The following is a 13,897-nucleotide window of genomic DNA, read 5'->3' on the forward strand; positions in this document are numbered from 1 at the left end:
GGAAGGGTTGATCCCGTCGAATGTCAGTCGTCTGACGCGTTTGCGTCAGGATCGCGGCGGTTGCGGCCGGCTGCAAGAATATTGTTCAGCTCGGTTTCCTCCGCCGCCGAAAGCGCCGCCGTTTCCGGACGCCGACGACGGGAGAACAGCAGCAGCAGGATCAGGGCCGCGACCGCCAGCAGGCCGGGCCCGAACCACAGCAACCACGTGCCCTCACGCACCGGCGGCTTGAACAGAACGAAGTCGCCATAGCGGCGCACGAGGTCTGCGCGGATCTCGGCGTCGGTGCGACCCTCGGCGATCTCGTCTCGGACCAGCTGGCGCAGGTCGGCGGCCACGGCGGCCGGGCTGTCGGCGATGGCCTCGTGCTGGCAGACGACGCAACGGACCTCGGCGAACAAGGCCTTCGCGCGAGCCTCCTGCGCGGCGTCCGGAAGAGGGCGGTCCGGTGCGGGAGCCGGCTCCTGCGCCCACGCCGATGTCGCGAGCGTCAGGGCCAAGGCAAGGGGCAGCAGCCGCCTCATGCCGCGCGCCTCTTGCCGACGCCGACCCGCAGGCGCCGGTCCATCAGAGACAGCAGGCCGCCAAGCGCCATCAGCGCCGGGCCGAGGAAGATCAGCCGCGCCCACGGGTTCCACCAGACGCGCACCTGCCACGCCGGCGCGCCCGCGTCGGTCCGGCCGCGCTCACCCAGCACGACATAGACGTCGTCGAGTCCGCGGAAGTTCAGTCCGACCTCTGTCGTGGTCTGACCACCGGCGGGGAAGAAGCGGCGCTCGGCCGTGACCTCGCGCCCGTCGCCGCCGCCGCGTCGCTCGACCAGAAGCCGACCCTGTTCGGACAGGTAGTTGGGCCCTTCGACCACGCGCACCTCATTCAGGGTGACGGTCCAGCGGCCGGCGTCCACGCTCTGGCCGATGGCCAGCGGGCGGGCGGCCTCAACACGGTAACCGGTCTCGACCACGGCGCCGAGCACGAAGACTCCGAGCCCCGCGTGGGCCAGCGTCATGCCCCACGCGGCAAGCGGCAGACCGCCAGCGCGGCGCAAGGTCTCGGCCAGAGGCGCGCGGAACAGGCGGGTGCGCTCTGCGGTTTCGGCCAGAGCTCCAAGGATCAGCCAGGCGCCGATCGCCAGACCGGCGGCCGACAAGGCCTTGCGAGGCTCGAAAACGGCCCAGCCGATCAGACCCAGCACGACCGCCAGCAGGGCCGCGATCCCGAGCCTCTGCGTCACCCCGGCCAGATCGCCGCGCTTCCACGCGAGGAACGGGCCGGCCGGCAGGATCAGGCAAGCCATCAGCATCAGCGGGACGAAGGTCAGGTTGAAATAGGGCGGGCCCACCGAAATGGTCGCGCCGTTCGCCGCCTCGAGGATCAGCGGATAGAGGGTGCCCAGCAGCACTGTCGCGGCGGCGGCGGTCAGGAACAGGTTGTTCAGCACCAGCGCGCCCTCGCGGCTGACCGGCGCGAACATGCCGCCTGCCTTCAGTTGCGGTGCGCGCCACGCGAAAAGGGCGAAGGCCGCGCCCGCCGTGCCGCCGAGGATGGCCAGCAGCATCAGGCCGCGCTGGGGATCGACGGCGAAGGCGTGGACGCTGGTCAGCACGCCCGAGCGGACGAGGAAGGCGCCCAGCATGGAGAAGGTGAAGGCCAGCAGGGCGAGGAAGGTGGTCCAGCCCGCCAGCGCGCCGCGCCGCTCGGTCACCACCGCGCTATGCAGCAGGGCGGCGCCGGCCAGCCAAGGCATGAAGCTGGCGTTCTCGACGGGGTCCCAGAACCACCAGCCGCCCCAGCCCAGCTCGTAGTAGGCCCAGAAACTGCCCAGCGCGATTCCGACGGTCAGGAAGGCCCAACTGGCCAGAGCCCACGGCCGGACCCAGCGGCCCCATGCCGGCCAGAATGCTGAGTTGGCGCGCCCCTCGATCAGGGCGGCGACGGCCAGCGAGAAACAGACCGAGAAGCCGACGTAGCCGAAATAGAGAAGCGGCGGATGGAAGGCGAGCGCGGGGTCCTGCAGCAGCGGGTTCAAGGACGCGCCCTGGAATGGCGCGGGGTTCAGGCGGGTGAACGGGTTCGATGTGAAGGCGGCGAAGGCGAGGAACAGCGTGCCGAGCAGACCTTGCGTCGCTACCGCGCACGTCTTCAGTCCGAACGGCAAATCCCGGGCCCGGGCCAGCGCCGCGCCGAAGCCGGTCATGACCAGACACCAGAGCAGCAGCGAGCCTTCGTGGCTGCCCCAGGCGCCGGCGACCTTGTAGAGCATCGGCTTGTCGGTGTGGCTGTTGGCCGCGACGTTGGCGACCGAGAAGTCCGAGGCGACGAAGGCAAAGATCAGGGCGGCGAAGGCGACGGCGACCGTCAGCGCCGACGCGATGGCCGCGCCGTCGGCGGCGCCGGCGAGCACAGGACTGCGGCGAACACGCCCGGCCACGGCCAGCACGGTCTGAACCGCCGCCAGCACCAGAGATAGAATGAGGGCGAAGGCCCCGACCTCTACAATCACGTGGGATTACTTCCCGTCTCGGGCCGCCACTCGCCCTTGGCTTTCAGGCGGTCGGCGACCTCACGCGGCATATAGGTCTCGTCGTGCTTGGCCAGAACCTGGGTGGCGCGGAAGCTGCGGTCGGGAAGAAAGGCCCCCTGGGCCACGATCCCCTGCCCTTCGCGGAACAGGTCGGGCAGGTCGCCGCGATAGACGACGCGGGTCGAGGCGAGGTTGTCGGTGACGACGAAGGCCACCTGCCCGTCGCCGCCCCGCTGGACGCTGCCGGTCTCGACCAGACCGCCCAGACGGACAACCCGACCAGCGGGAGCCTTCTCGGCTGTGGCCTCGGACGGGGAGAAGAAGAAGGTCACGCTGTCGCGCATGGCGTAGAGCGACAGGCCGACGGCCAGAGCGAGGATCGGCGTCACTGCGGCGACGACCCACAGACGACGGCGCGCCTTGGGCGACTTCGGGAGCCAGCTCATGCGCTCCCTCCCGGCATGCGGGCGACCAGATCGGCCCGGCGAGGATCCTCAGGATCCAGCGCGGCGATCAGCGGCCCCCACATGGCGCGCACGCCGGCCGCGTCGCCGCGGACGAGGGCGGCCTCGCCGAGGAAATAGCGGGCGCCTAGCTGGCGCGGATCACGCTGCACCGCCTCGCGGAAGGCGGCCTCGGCGTCGCCGCCGATGCGTCCGCCGTCAGCGCGGACGAGGCTCTCGCCCAGCCGGGCCCAGCTCTGGGCGTCGTCCGGCTGGACCGCCACGGCGCGGCGGAAGGCGGAAACGGCGCCGATGGGGTCGCCGGCCTGGAAGCGAGCGGCGCCGAGCATGGTCAGGGCCTCATGATCGTTCGGACGCTCGGCCACCGCGCGGGCGACGACGGCGGCCAGTTGCGGCGCCTCGAGCGTCTCGGGCGACTGGGCGGTCCATTCGTTCACGCGCTGGACGTAGGCCTGGTCAGGCAGGCCGGGCGTACCGAGCGCATAGTAGAGCCCCAGCCCGCCTGCCCCGCTCAGGGCGAGGGCGCCCAGAACCCAGAACCGGTCCGACGGCCGGGCGACGACCGTAGTCGTGGTGCGTTCAGCGGACAGGATGCGACGCCCCGCTTCGGCCCGCGCCGCCGTCCAGCCGGCGTCATCAAGCAGGCCGCGCGCCTTGAGACGATCCAGTTCGTCAAGTTCAGCGGATGCGGCCGCCGTATTCGCCGCCTCGGTGACGTCCTCGCCGCGGCGCGCGCCGGCCAGCACCAGCAGGCCCGCGAGGGACGCCAGCAGCGCCGTCATGATCCAGAACACCGTCATTGGCGCCGCTGTAGCCGATCAAGCCGCTTCCGACGAGACCTCGGCCTTCGGTTGACGCATGCGGGCGACCGCGACCCGGCGACGCACGGTGCTCGCCGCCCCGCCCCGACCCAGCGCCTCAAGCCCGTCAGCGGCCATGGAAACCAGCCTCAGGGCGTTCGGCAGATCCTCGACGCCGTCGTCGTTCACTTCCGACATCGCCTGATCGGCCCAATCGGTCAGCTTGATGGTCAGGATCTCGACCGCGCCCGCCCGGTCGGCCTCGACGCCGAACACCGCGGCGGGCCCCCGCAGGGCGCCGACGATCTTCAGCAGGTCGACGGCAAGACGCGGCGCGGGGCCGTCGGCCGGAGCCGACAGCAGGGGTTGCGGGCGCGTCATCTGGCCGGTGATGGCCACCTTCTCCATGGCGAAGCCCTTGGCCACCGCCTGGTTAGTTGCACGCAGAAGGGCGGCGAGTCGGCTGTCCAACGCCTTGCGGCACGCCCGGGATTCCTCACCCCACTGACCGCCGCGCGACGGGTCGAGAGTGACGTCCACCTCGGTCAGGGCCGCCGCGCACCATTTCAGATCATCGATCAGATCGTCGACCTGACCTTCGCCCGGCCGGAAAGCCACGATGCGGGCGACGCGGACGCGAACCTGAACCAGAAGATCGTCGACGAAGCCCGCCATCTCCGAGCTCTGTACAAACCGCTCGCGCCCCGCGCCGCCGGCGGTCAGGGCGATGATGCGCAGCACCAGCACGGCGTCATCCAGATGGGCGAACAGGACGTCAAGCGCGCGCCGCGCTCCGTCCGGATGAACCGCGGTGCAATCACGCAGCAGCAGGCGCAGCTCCGCCAGCTGATCCTCATCCGGGCGTTTCACCCAGGCCTGCAGGCTGGAGATGCGCTTGCGCAGCACGGGGACAAGATCGAGGCTGACCGCCAGATCGTTCAGGCCGGTCAGGCGACGCTCGGGCGCATCATCCACGGGCCAGATCAGCTCGGGCGTGTCGCGGACGATGGTCGCGGCGGTCAGGCAGATGCGATCCGAGACCGGGACGACCATAGGCCCGTCCGCGTCGTCCAGACTGGGCAGAAGTTCGGGTTCGCGGGCGCCGGCGACTTCCCACAGTCGGCCCAGTACGCCAGCGGGCCAAGTCACGGCGCGGACGCCATCGGCGCGGGGACGGAACATCGGGATGAGCGGCCCCAGCACGAGGGCGCGGCGGCGGCGATCCAGAAGCTGGCGGGCCAGCATGATCCTGAGTTCTTCGGCGCGGTCGCCGGACAGGCCCTGAACGGCCATCGACAGGCTGTTCAGCATGGCGTCGGGCGCACGCTCCAGGAGCGTGCTGAGCGCCATGCGATGGGCGACGGTAAGCCCGGCCATCAAACCACCCTTACAACCGGCCGCGACCGGACACGTCCGGACCCTGCACGTTACGGGTTAACATCCGCTGTTCAGCGAACGGAATGGATCAGGCCTCGGCGGCGGGCAGCTCCAGCATGGCCTTCAGCCCGCCCATGTCGCTGTCGCCCAGCGTGATGCGGCCGCCGTAGGCCCGGGTCAGCTCGACCACGATGGACAGTCCCAGACCGGAGCCGGGGGTGGTCTCGTCCATGCGCATGCCGCGCTGAAGCGCCGCTTCTCGTTGGCCTTCTGGCAAGCCCGGGCCATCATCCTCGACGACCACCACCATCTGGCCCAGTCCGGTCGGTCCGGCGGAGATGCGCACGCGGCGCTTCGACCATTTGCAGGCGTTTTCCATCAGGTTGCCGAGGATTTCCTGCAGGTCCTGCCGCTCGCCGCGGAAGCCCAGTTCGTCCGGCGCGCGCCAGTCGATCTCGACACCCTTGGTCTCGAACACCCGCTCCAGCATCACCGCCAGCTCGTCCAGCACCTCGGCAATGGGGGTGCGTTCACCCAGCACATGGGCGCGGGCGGCGGCGCGGGCCCGGCGCAGGTGGTGATCGACCTGGCCCTTCATGATCTCGGTCTGCTTTCGCACCAGGTCGGGCAGCGGACCGCTCTGCGTCCCCGCCTCGGCCAGCATGACCGACAGGGGCGTCTTCAGGGCGTGAGCAAGGTTGCCGACATGGGTGCGCTGGCGCTCCACCGTTTCCTGATTGTGGTCCAGCAGGCGGTTCACCTGTTGCGCCAGCGGACTGATCTCGACGGGATAGCTGCCCGCAACGCGGGCGGCCTTGCCCTTGCGGACGTCGGAAATTTCGTTCCTGAGGGCGTAGAGCGGTCGCAGGCCGATCTGCACCTGCAGGAAGACGGCGATGATCAGGCCGAGGCCGAGGATCAGCAAGGCTGACCAGGTGAAGGTCGAGAACTGACGGGTGTCGACATCGATGGTCGTCCGGTCCACGCCCGCCATGAAGACGAGCGGCCGGTCTCGCCCGGGCAAGGTCTTCAGACTGGCGGCGATCCGCAGCGGGCGATCGATGGGACCCGTGGCGTTGTAGCTGATCGTCTGGCCGAAGGCCTCGCGCAGACGCCCTGACAAGTCTTCGGGAACGGCCAGATCCTCGCCTGCAAGCGAGGGCGAGCGGACGAGGGTGCGGACGCCGCCCTTTCCATCCAGCTCGGCCACGGCCCAGTATTTCCCGGACAGGGGGCGCAGCGCCTGAGAATCCTTGATCTCGGCGACGCTGATCCCGGTCGGGCTGGCCGAGGTGGCCAGAACGACCTCATCGATCGTCTGATTCAGGAAGTTGCCCAGCCGGCGCAGGATGGATTCCTGATATTGGCTGGTCAGCACCCAGCCCGTGAGGGCAAGCGCGATGACGATCCAGATGGAGGCCAGCCAGATCAGGCGGCGCGTCAGGCTGCGGCCCGGGCGGCCAAACCAGCGGCCCCAGGTCTTCGGCTCCGTCGCCGCGCCCTCGCCCCCCGCCGCGTCCGTCACCCGCCGTCGGCCTCGCCAGCCAGAGGGGTCAGGCGATAGCCCAGCCCGCGCACCGTCTCGATCCGGTCGGGCCCGATCTTCTTGCGCAGACGGCCGACGAAAACCTCGATGGTGTTGGAGTCGCGATCGAAGTCCTGATCGTAGAGGTGTTCGACCAGCTCGGTCCGGCTGATCACCCGACCCTGATGCATCATCAGATAGTGCAGCAGGCGGTACTCCAGCGAGGTCAGCCGCAGGGGCTCGCCATTGACGCTGGCGCGGGCCGCGCGCGGGTCGAGACGCAGGCCGCCACAGGACAGGGTCGCCGAAGCGATGCCGGCCGAGCGGCGCAGAAGCGCGCGCAGACGGGCCAGCAGCTCTTCGGTATGAAAGGGCTTGGTCAGATAGTCGTCGGCGCCGGCGTCGAAGCCCGACACCTTGTCCGACCAGGCGCCGCGCGCCGTCAGGATCAGGACGGGCGTCGTCTTGCCCTCGCGCCGCCAGCGCTCCAGCACCGACACGCCGTCGATCTTGGGCAGGCCGAGATCCAGCACGATCACGTCGTAGGGTTCGGTGTCGCCAAGGAAGTACGCTTCCTCGCCATCCGGCGCGTGGTCGACCGCGTAGCCGGCGTCGCCGAGGGCCGTCTTCAGCTGACGCGAAAGGTCGACGTCGTCTTCAACCAGCAGAATGCGCATAGGGAAGTCCTGTCAGTTGGCGCGGACGGGGACGTCGATAATCCGGCCGTCGCGTTCGAAACGAAAAACGTAGCTGTCGCCGCGCATGCCCATGGACCCCACGAAGCGGGCGTCGCCGGCGCGGGACTGGGCGATCCGCTGGGCGCTGGATTCGCTCATGCGGGGGCGATCGCCGTTGTCACGGCCGCTGTCCTGGCGGGGGCGGTTCGACCGGTCGTCCGGGCGAGCGCGTTCCTGACTTTCGAAACGCGGGCGATCGCGGTCGCCACGATCCTGCGCCGCCGCGGACAGCGGTGCGGCCGCGATCAGGGCGGCGAGCAGATATGTGGTCATCCGGGTCATGGGCGGATTTCTAGTCGGGCGGCTCTGAACGACGGCTGAACGAGCAGTCTAGACATGTTTCACCGTTTTGACCGCCCCGTCGTCACATCTTCCTTACGCGTACCCCCTTGAGGACGTGGATACGATTTCATGCTGATGAACGGTATCTGACACAGGCCGTTCAGTTGGGGCTCAGGCCCGGGGCGCCATTCTCCACATCAACGCCGCCGATCCCGGCAGCGTCAACGCCAAGGAGAGACCCTCATGATGAAGCGCTTCGCTCTTCCCGCCCTCGCCCTGGCCGCGGCTGCCGTCGCGGTCCCGGCCGCAGCCCAATCCTATGATCGCCACGACCGCGGCCCGGCCTATCAGCAGAACTACGGTGGCTGGCAGTCAATCAACCAGCGCAAATACAACTTGGATCGCCGCATCGACCAGGGCGTCCGCAGCCGGGCCCTGAGCATGCGTGAGGCGACCCGCCTGAAGGGCGAACTGAACAGCCTCGTCCGCCTTGAGTACAGCTACCAGCGCGGCGGTCTGAGCCAGTGGGAACGTCGCGATCTCGACGCGCGCTACGACCGTCTGTCGCGTCAGGTCCGCGCCGAGCGCAATGACCGCGACAACCGTCGCCACTAACCAGCGACCAGACCATTCTCCCCGATGGTCCGAGGGGCGCGATCCGGAAGGGTCGCGCCCCTTTCCTTTTGCCCCGGCCGGAAATGCGACGAACATTCGTCGGGCCCGCTTGCACAGCGCACCGCCCGGGCCGATCGCTTGGAGATGAATCCGTATCTGCTGCTCGGGGCCGCCATCGTTCTGGAGGTCATCGCCACCTCGGCGATGAAGGCGTCCGCCGGGTTCACCCGGCCGGGGCCGTCCATGGTGACGGTGATCGGTTACGTGCTGTCTTTCAGTCTTCTGGCGCAGGTTCTAAAAACCCTGCCGACGGGCGTGGCCTATGCGATCTGGTGCGGCGTCGGGATCATCCTGATCACGCTCGTTTCATGGATCGGCTTCGGCCAGCGCATGGACGGCGCTGCGCTAGCGGGCATGACCCTGATCGTGGCGGGCGTGGCGGTCATCAACCTGTTTTCGACGACAGCGACCGCCGGTTAGGCCTCGACGATCACAAGCTCGGGCCATCGGGCGAGCGCCTTCTCAACGATCCGGTCCCAGTCTTTCGCCACCGGACGGTTGGGGTTGGGCCTCAGGACAAGGCTGAACATGTCCTCCAGCCCCAGCGGCGCGGCGACGCTGATCGCATTGTCGTCCTCCAGCCGGACCCCGACCGCGAACGCCGGAGCGACGAACCGTTCCAGCGCCTCATCGGTGCTGTCCAGAGGCGCGTAGGGCTCGCCGAAATGGTCGGGAAACCAGATCGGCACCCGGGCCTGATTGCGCACCTCGACCTTGGATCGAAGGGGCTCCTCGAAGGCGGCGGCGACGCGCTTGATGACGACATCCTCGGCGTCCCAGCTGGTGTCGAGGTCGTAATAGCCGAGGTCATAGTCGCGGACGCCATACCCCGGCTCCCGGCCGGTCACGGAGTTCCAGACGCCCTGATAGACTGCACCGGAGAAGACGCGCCAGTCTGGTAGACCGAGCGACCTGACGGTTGTCAGTACGTGCATCAAGGTTGCGTTAGCGCGGACAATATCAGTCAGACGGCTGTGCAGGTCACTCACGATACTAACTCCCGCGAGACCCTTGCCGAGTAGCCGATGTTTTCGATTCGCTCACCGGGTTCGCAAGGGCCAGCCGTGGTCCAGAGGGCCGTGGCCGCCGCCCAATCCCGGGGCGCCGCGGATGGCTTCGGCGACATAGGCCCAGGCCTCCGCGACTGCGACTTCCAGCGGCAGACCCCTGGCCAGTCCGGCGGCGCAGGCGCTGGCGAGGGTGCAGCCGGTGCCGTGGGTGTGGCGGGTGTCCACACGCGGGCCTTCCAGAAGGGTCTCGCCGGACGGCGTCATCAGGACGTCGGTCACGGTCTCGCCGGGCACATGGCCGCCCTTCATCAACACCGCCTTCGCGCCCAACGCCAGCATTGCCTCCCCCGCCCTGCGCTGGCCATCGATATCGGCGATGGGCAGACCCGTCAGCGCTTCAGCCTCCGGCGCATTGGGAGTCAACAGAGATGCACGGGGAATCATCAGAGCCTTCACCGCCTGAATGGCCTTGTCCGGCAACAGGGGGTGCCCACCCTTGGCGATCATGACCGGGTCAATGACCGCGGGCGCGTCAGAGCTGTCCAGAATAGCCGCAACCCGCTCCACGGTTTCGATCGAACCCAGCATGCCGGTCTTGATCGCATCCGCGCCGATGTCGTCCAGCACCGCCTTCGCCTGCGCCTCGATCAGGTCCAGCGGCAGCGGGTGCACACCGTGGACGCCCAGTGTGTTCTGCACCGTGATCGCGGTGATCGCCGTCGCCGCGTAGCCGCCCATGGCGGTGACGGCCTTGATGTCGGCCTGAATTCCCGCCCCGCCGCCAGAGTCCGAGCCGGCGATAATCAGCACGCGTCCGAGGAAGGAGGTCATGGGAGGCTGATGGCTGACGATCGCGGGCGGATCAACTGGCAACCGCGTTCGCGACCGCCGCCTGAACCTTCAGCGCCTGCACCGTCTCGCGGACATCGTGGACGCGGATGATCGCAGCGCCGCGGCGGGCCGCTTCGAGCGCCAGCGCGAGCGAGCCGCCAAGGCGATCGGCGGAGTTCGTCGCGGTCGGGTCGATGGCCTGAACCGTGCGCTTGCGGCTAGCCCCGTAGAGGACCGGGAACCCGGTGGCGGTCAGGCGGTCGAGGTGCGCAGTCAGGGCGAGGTTGTGGGCCAGCGTCTTGCCGAAGCCGATGCCGGGGTCGAGCCAGATGCGGTCGCGAGCGACGCCGGCGGCGATGGCGGCGTCGGCGCGGAGGGTCAGCCAGTCCGTCACCTCGGCGACTACGTCGCCATAGCGGGGGTCGGCCTGCATGGTGCGCGGCTCGCCCTGCATGTGCATCAGGACGACATCGCAACCGAGTTCGGCGGCGGTGGAGAGACTTTCGGGCGAATGGCTCAGCGCGGTGACATCGTTCCACATCGTGGCGCCGGCGGCGACGGCCGCGCGGGCGACCTCGGGCTTCATGGTGTCGATGCTGATCGGGCCGGTCCAGCGGGCGCGGAGGCCTGCGATCACCGGAGCGGTGCGGGCGATCTCTTCATCGACGCCGACAGGCTCCGCGCCCGGGCGGGTGCTTTCGCCGCCTATGTCGAGGATGTCTGCACCCTGTTCGACCAGCGAGAGACCGTGCGCCACGGCCGCCTCGACGGAGGTCAAGCGACCGCCGTCGGAGAAGCTGTCCGGCGTCGTGTTGACGATGCCCATGACGCGGGGCGGGATCATGCGCCCTTTCCTTGCGGATAGACTGTCTCACCTCGCCGGAGCATGTCGACGGTGGCGGCGATCCGCTTCTGGCGACCAGCCTCGGTCTTGAGCGCGTTCAGACGGAAAATCAGGGCGAAGCGGTTCTGGGCGGTCAGGGTTTCGAAGAAGGTCTTGGCTTTCGGGTCGGCGTCGATGGCGGCCTGCAGGTCGTCAGGGACGGTCGAACCCTTGATGCGATAGGCGGCGTCCCACCGACCATCGGCCTTCGCCGCCTCGACCTGCTTCAGGCCGTGCTCCGTCATGCGCCCCTCGTCGATCAGGCGGGCGACGTTGTCGACGTTGACCTGACTCCAGACGCTCTTCTTGCCGCGCGGGGTGTAGCGCTGGAGGAAGCTGTTCCCGTCGAAACTCTTGCGGATGCCGTCGATCCAGCCCCAGCAGAGGATGACGTCGATGGCCTCGACGGCGGTGATCGATTTCAGGCCGGAGGCCTTCTTGTGGATCTTGATCCAGACTTCCGGCTCGCGATCGTGATTTTTCGACAGCCAGTCGGAAAACGCGCCTGCGTCCGTGAACTCGCGCACCCGCTTCGGATCGACGATGACCGGCGCCATCAGCCGCGCCCGCCGATCAGCTTGCCGATGGCGTCCAAATAGGCGGCGAAGGCCTTGCGGCCGTCGGGCGTGATGGCGACGCGGGTCAGGGGCTTGTTGTTGACGAAGCTCTTTTCGATCGCGACGTAGCCGGCTTCTTCCAGCTTCTTCAGATGGACTGAGAGGTTGCCCTGCGTCGCCTCGAGCACTGTCTTCAGCTCGGTGAAGTCGGCGGCGTCGGCGTCGGCCAGATAGACCATGATCCCCAGCCGCATGCGGCCGTGGATGACCTCGTCAATCTTGCCGAGATCGGCGACGCCCATGGATCAACCCGCCTTCAGACCGGCGCGAGCGTCGCGGAACATCAGCCAGCCCGGCAAGGCGAACAGCAGGAACAGAGCGATGGTGCAGACGCCGAGGTACATGACGGGCTGGCGCACCAGTACGCCGAGCGCCACTGCAACCAGCCATCCTCCGAGGGACGTCGCCAGCATCCAGCCCTTCCGCTTGAGCGTCCACGCCACGTACCAGGCGGCGGCCTGCAGGGCGAAGACGATGGCGGCGTAGTAGAGCCAGATGGCGAAATCCTTGTCGCGAATTGCGCCGACGGCGAAGACGATGATGACGGCTGTATTGGCCATGCCCGTGGCGCTGAATGCGGCGTTGAGCATGCGCGTGCCGGTGGGGCCGCGGTTGGCCGGCGCGCCCTTGCGGTCCTTCAGGATGGCCCAGGTCAGCACACACAGGAATGCGACGGTGATCCCGACGACGAAGGCCAGATTGGCGATGTCAGGCCAGCGGATCAGGCCGATCACCTGACCGACGTGGAACAGACACTGCAGCCCGTAGAGCAGCCCGCCCGCGAGGTAGCAGATCGCCAGCGTCATCGGGGTGCGCCCTCCGCCTTCGACGATGGAACGCATGAAGGCGAGGTCGTCTTCGGGGGAATGCAGGCGGGGCTTGGGGGCCATGGCGACTCTCCGGACCGGGTCGTCCATGGGGTGGACGACCCGGATGGTGTTGGCAAGCTATTCGGCGGGGACGACCGCCGGCTCGGGGCGTGGCTTGCGCCACGGGACCCGGCGACCGTTCAGCCATTTGCCCATGAAGCTGTGCCGGACCAGCAGTTCGTAGGTCAGAAGGCAGACGGCGAAGACGCCCAGCGACACGACCGGCAGTTTGATCCACCAGGCGAGAGCCCAGTTCCGCACCCAGACCTGGGCCAGCATGACCAGCGGCAGGTGCAGGATGTAGACCCAGTACGAGGCGTCGGCGAGGTAGCGGCGCACCGGGCTGTGGCCCGACAGGAAGCGTAGGCACAGCCCCATGGCGGCGAAGGCGGAGCTGTAGACCGCCAGCGCCGTAACCGCGGCGGCGAGCGCCTTGTCAGCGGTCGGCTCGACCATCGGGGCAAGGGTGGGACCGCCCGCGAGGCTGTAGGCCCAGACACCCGCGCCGATGGCGGCGGCCAGATAGAGCGGCGACCAGCGGGCGATGCGATCCAGAAGGTCGCGGCGGCGATCCAGCAGGAAGCCCAGCGTAAACGCCGAGCCGAAGCCGACGAGGGCGGCGGTGTGCGGGATCAGGCCGGCGTCCGGCGTGGGGACGGCGAAGAAGGCGATCCACTTCGGGTCCAGCCACATGGCCAGCGCAAGCGGAATGGCGAGCAGGACGGGAGTCCACCAGCCGGTCAGGGCGCCGGTCACGCGGTCCACGACCTGGCCCCAGCGGCCGTCTCGATCCAGCGCCGCGAATGGGGCGCGCAGAACCAGGGCGGCGATGCAGAACAGGGTCAGGACGTAGAGGAACCACAGATGGGTCAGCGGAATGTTGGTCCAGTCATAGGTCGGCGGCGGGGGCGGCGGCGCGCCCGGGACGATCAGGCCGCTGGCGTGGGCATTCCACACCAGCGCGGTGACGATGCCGGCCATGACCGGGAACCAGAAGGCGCCGAGCGGCCCGAGGATGCGGACAAACCGGTCTTTTGCAAACGCAAGCCAGCCCTTCCGGGCCAGCATCATGTGGGCGAACAGGCCCGCGATCAGGAAGAAGGCGGTCATCCGGAACAGGTGGATGCCGAAGAACAGCCAGGCGGCGCCGATCGAGCGACTGTCGTCGGCGGTGATCCAGATCTGCTGCGGGAAGAACGACAGGGTGGCGTGCAGGACGACGCCCAGCAGCAGGGCGCCCCCACGAAGGGCGTCGAGGCCATGCAGGCGCTCGGGCGGGTGAACAGGCGACGTCATGGCGATC

General features: G+C 68.6%; 17 protein-coding genes. 2 read left to right on the forward strand and 15 right to left on the reverse strand.

Going from position 1 to position 13,897, the window contains the following annotated elements:
- Positions 1–23: 23 nt before the first annotated feature.
- The 8 genes from ACIQC9_RS09925 to ACIQC9_RS09960 form a co-directional block, all read right to left on the reverse strand.
- Positions 24–524 carry a cytochrome c-type biogenesis protein gene (locus ACIQC9_RS09925; RefSeq protein ID WP_400615050.1) on the reverse strand — a complete coding sequence of 167 codons (501 nt, stop codon included), beginning with the start codon at positions 522–524 and terminating at the stop codon, positions 24–26.
- Entirely contained in the window at positions 521–2,503 is a 1,983-nt protein-coding gene (locus ACIQC9_RS09930) for a heme lyase CcmF/NrfE family subunit (RefSeq protein ID WP_400615053.1), read from the reverse strand. The genes ACIQC9_RS09925 and ACIQC9_RS09930 overlap by 4 nt, the downstream gene beginning before the upstream one ends.
- Positions 2,500–2,970 carry a cytochrome c maturation protein CcmE gene (gene ccmE, locus ACIQC9_RS09935; protein ID WP_400615055.1) on the reverse strand — a complete coding sequence of 157 codons (471 nt, stop codon included), beginning with the start codon at positions 2,968–2,970 and terminating at the stop codon, positions 2,500–2,502. Before ccmE ends, ACIQC9_RS09930 begins: the two co-directional genes overlap by 4 nt.
- Positions 2,967–3,788, reverse strand: coding sequence for a c-type cytochrome biogenesis protein CcmI (gene ccmI / locus ACIQC9_RS09940; RefSeq protein ID WP_400615058.1), 822 nt, complete (start codon positions 3,786–3,788; stop codon positions 2,967–2,969). The genes ccmE and ccmI overlap by 4 nt, the downstream gene beginning before the upstream one ends.
- 18 nt (positions 3,789–3,806) lie before the next feature.
- Positions 3,807–5,165, reverse strand: coding sequence for a hypothetical protein (locus tag ACIQC9_RS09945; protein WP_400615060.1), 1,359 nt, complete (start codon positions 5,163–5,165; stop codon positions 3,807–3,809).
- A gap of 88 nt (positions 5,166–5,253) precedes the next feature.
- Positions 5,254–6,690 (reverse strand): sensor histidine kinase, encoded by a 1,437-nt coding sequence (locus ACIQC9_RS09950; protein ID WP_400615063.1) that lies wholly within the window; start codon positions 6,688–6,690, stop codon positions 5,254–5,256.
- A complete protein-coding gene (locus tag ACIQC9_RS09955) occupies positions 6,687–7,367 on the reverse strand; it encodes a response regulator transcription factor (RefSeq protein WP_400615065.1) in 681 nt (226 codons plus the stop codon). Before ACIQC9_RS09955 ends, ACIQC9_RS09950 begins: the two co-directional genes overlap by 4 nt.
- Before the next feature lie 12 nt (positions 7,368–7,379).
- Complete coding sequence (locus tag ACIQC9_RS09960) at positions 7,380–7,709, reverse strand: hypothetical protein (RefSeq protein ID WP_400615068.1); 330 nt, start codon at positions 7,707–7,709, stop codon at positions 7,380–7,382.
- Positions 7,710–7,952: 243 nt separating this feature from the next.
- On the opposite strand from ACIQC9_RS09960, the gene ACIQC9_RS09965 reads away from it, so the two are divergent.
- The gene (locus ACIQC9_RS09965) at positions 7,953–8,324 is read left to right on the forward strand and encodes a hypothetical protein (protein WP_400615069.1); all 372 of its coding nucleotides are present in this window, start codon (positions 7,953–7,955) and stop codon (positions 8,322–8,324) included.
- 144 nt (positions 8,325–8,468) lie between these two features.
- On the forward strand, positions 8,469–8,804 hold the full coding sequence (locus ACIQC9_RS09970) for an SMR family transporter (protein WP_400615070.1): 336 nt from the start codon (positions 8,469–8,471) through the stop codon (positions 8,802–8,804).
- On the opposite strand, the gene ACIQC9_RS09975 is transcribed toward ACIQC9_RS09970, so the two are convergent.
- The 7 genes from ACIQC9_RS09975 to ACIQC9_RS10005 all read right to left on the reverse strand — a co-directional run bounded on the left by ACIQC9_RS09975 (position 8,801) and on the right by ACIQC9_RS10005 (position 13,890).
- Positions 8,801–9,319, reverse strand: coding sequence for a nucleotidyltransferase family protein (locus ACIQC9_RS09975; RefSeq protein ID WP_400615072.1), 519 nt, complete (start codon positions 9,317–9,319; stop codon positions 8,801–8,803). The two genes, ACIQC9_RS09970 and ACIQC9_RS09975, sit on opposite strands and share 4 nt — an antisense overlap.
- A gap of 105 nt (positions 9,320–9,424) precedes the next feature.
- The gene (gene thiD / locus ACIQC9_RS09980; protein ID WP_400615074.1) at positions 9,425–10,225 is read right to left on the reverse strand and encodes a bifunctional hydroxymethylpyrimidine kinase/phosphomethylpyrimidine kinase; all 801 of its coding nucleotides are present in this window, start codon (positions 10,223–10,225) and stop codon (positions 9,425–9,427) included.
- A 31-nt stretch (positions 10,226–10,256) separates the two neighbouring features.
- Positions 10,257–11,069, reverse strand: coding sequence for a dihydropteroate synthase (gene folP, locus ACIQC9_RS09985; protein WP_400615077.1), 813 nt, complete (start codon positions 11,067–11,069; stop codon positions 10,257–10,259).
- Positions 11,066–11,665: a YdeI family protein gene (locus tag ACIQC9_RS09990; protein ID WP_400615079.1), complete on the reverse strand. Its 600-nt coding sequence runs from the start codon at positions 11,663–11,665 to the stop codon at positions 11,066–11,068. Before ACIQC9_RS09990 ends, folP begins: the two co-directional genes overlap by 4 nt.
- Positions 11,665–11,967, reverse strand: a complete 303-nt coding sequence (locus ACIQC9_RS09995) for a winged helix-turn-helix domain-containing protein (protein ID WP_400615082.1) — start codon at positions 11,965–11,967, stop codon at positions 11,665–11,667. Before ACIQC9_RS09995 ends, ACIQC9_RS09990 begins: the two co-directional genes overlap by 1 nt.
- Positions 11,968–11,970: 3 nt before the next feature.
- On the reverse strand, positions 11,971–12,615 hold the full coding sequence (locus ACIQC9_RS10000) for a hypothetical protein (RefSeq protein ID WP_400615085.1): 645 nt from the start codon (positions 12,613–12,615) through the stop codon (positions 11,971–11,973).
- A 57-nt stretch (positions 12,616–12,672) separates the two neighbouring features.
- A complete protein-coding gene (locus ACIQC9_RS10005; protein WP_400615087.1) occupies positions 12,673–13,890 on the reverse strand; it encodes an acyltransferase family protein in 1,218 nt (405 codons plus the stop codon).
- Positions 13,891–13,897: the final 7 nt, after the last annotated feature.

The organism is Brevundimonas sp. NPDC092305 (genome assembly GCF_044755415.1).
Taxonomy (GTDB): domain Bacteria; phylum Pseudomonadota; class Alphaproteobacteria; order Caulobacterales; family Caulobacteraceae; genus Brevundimonas.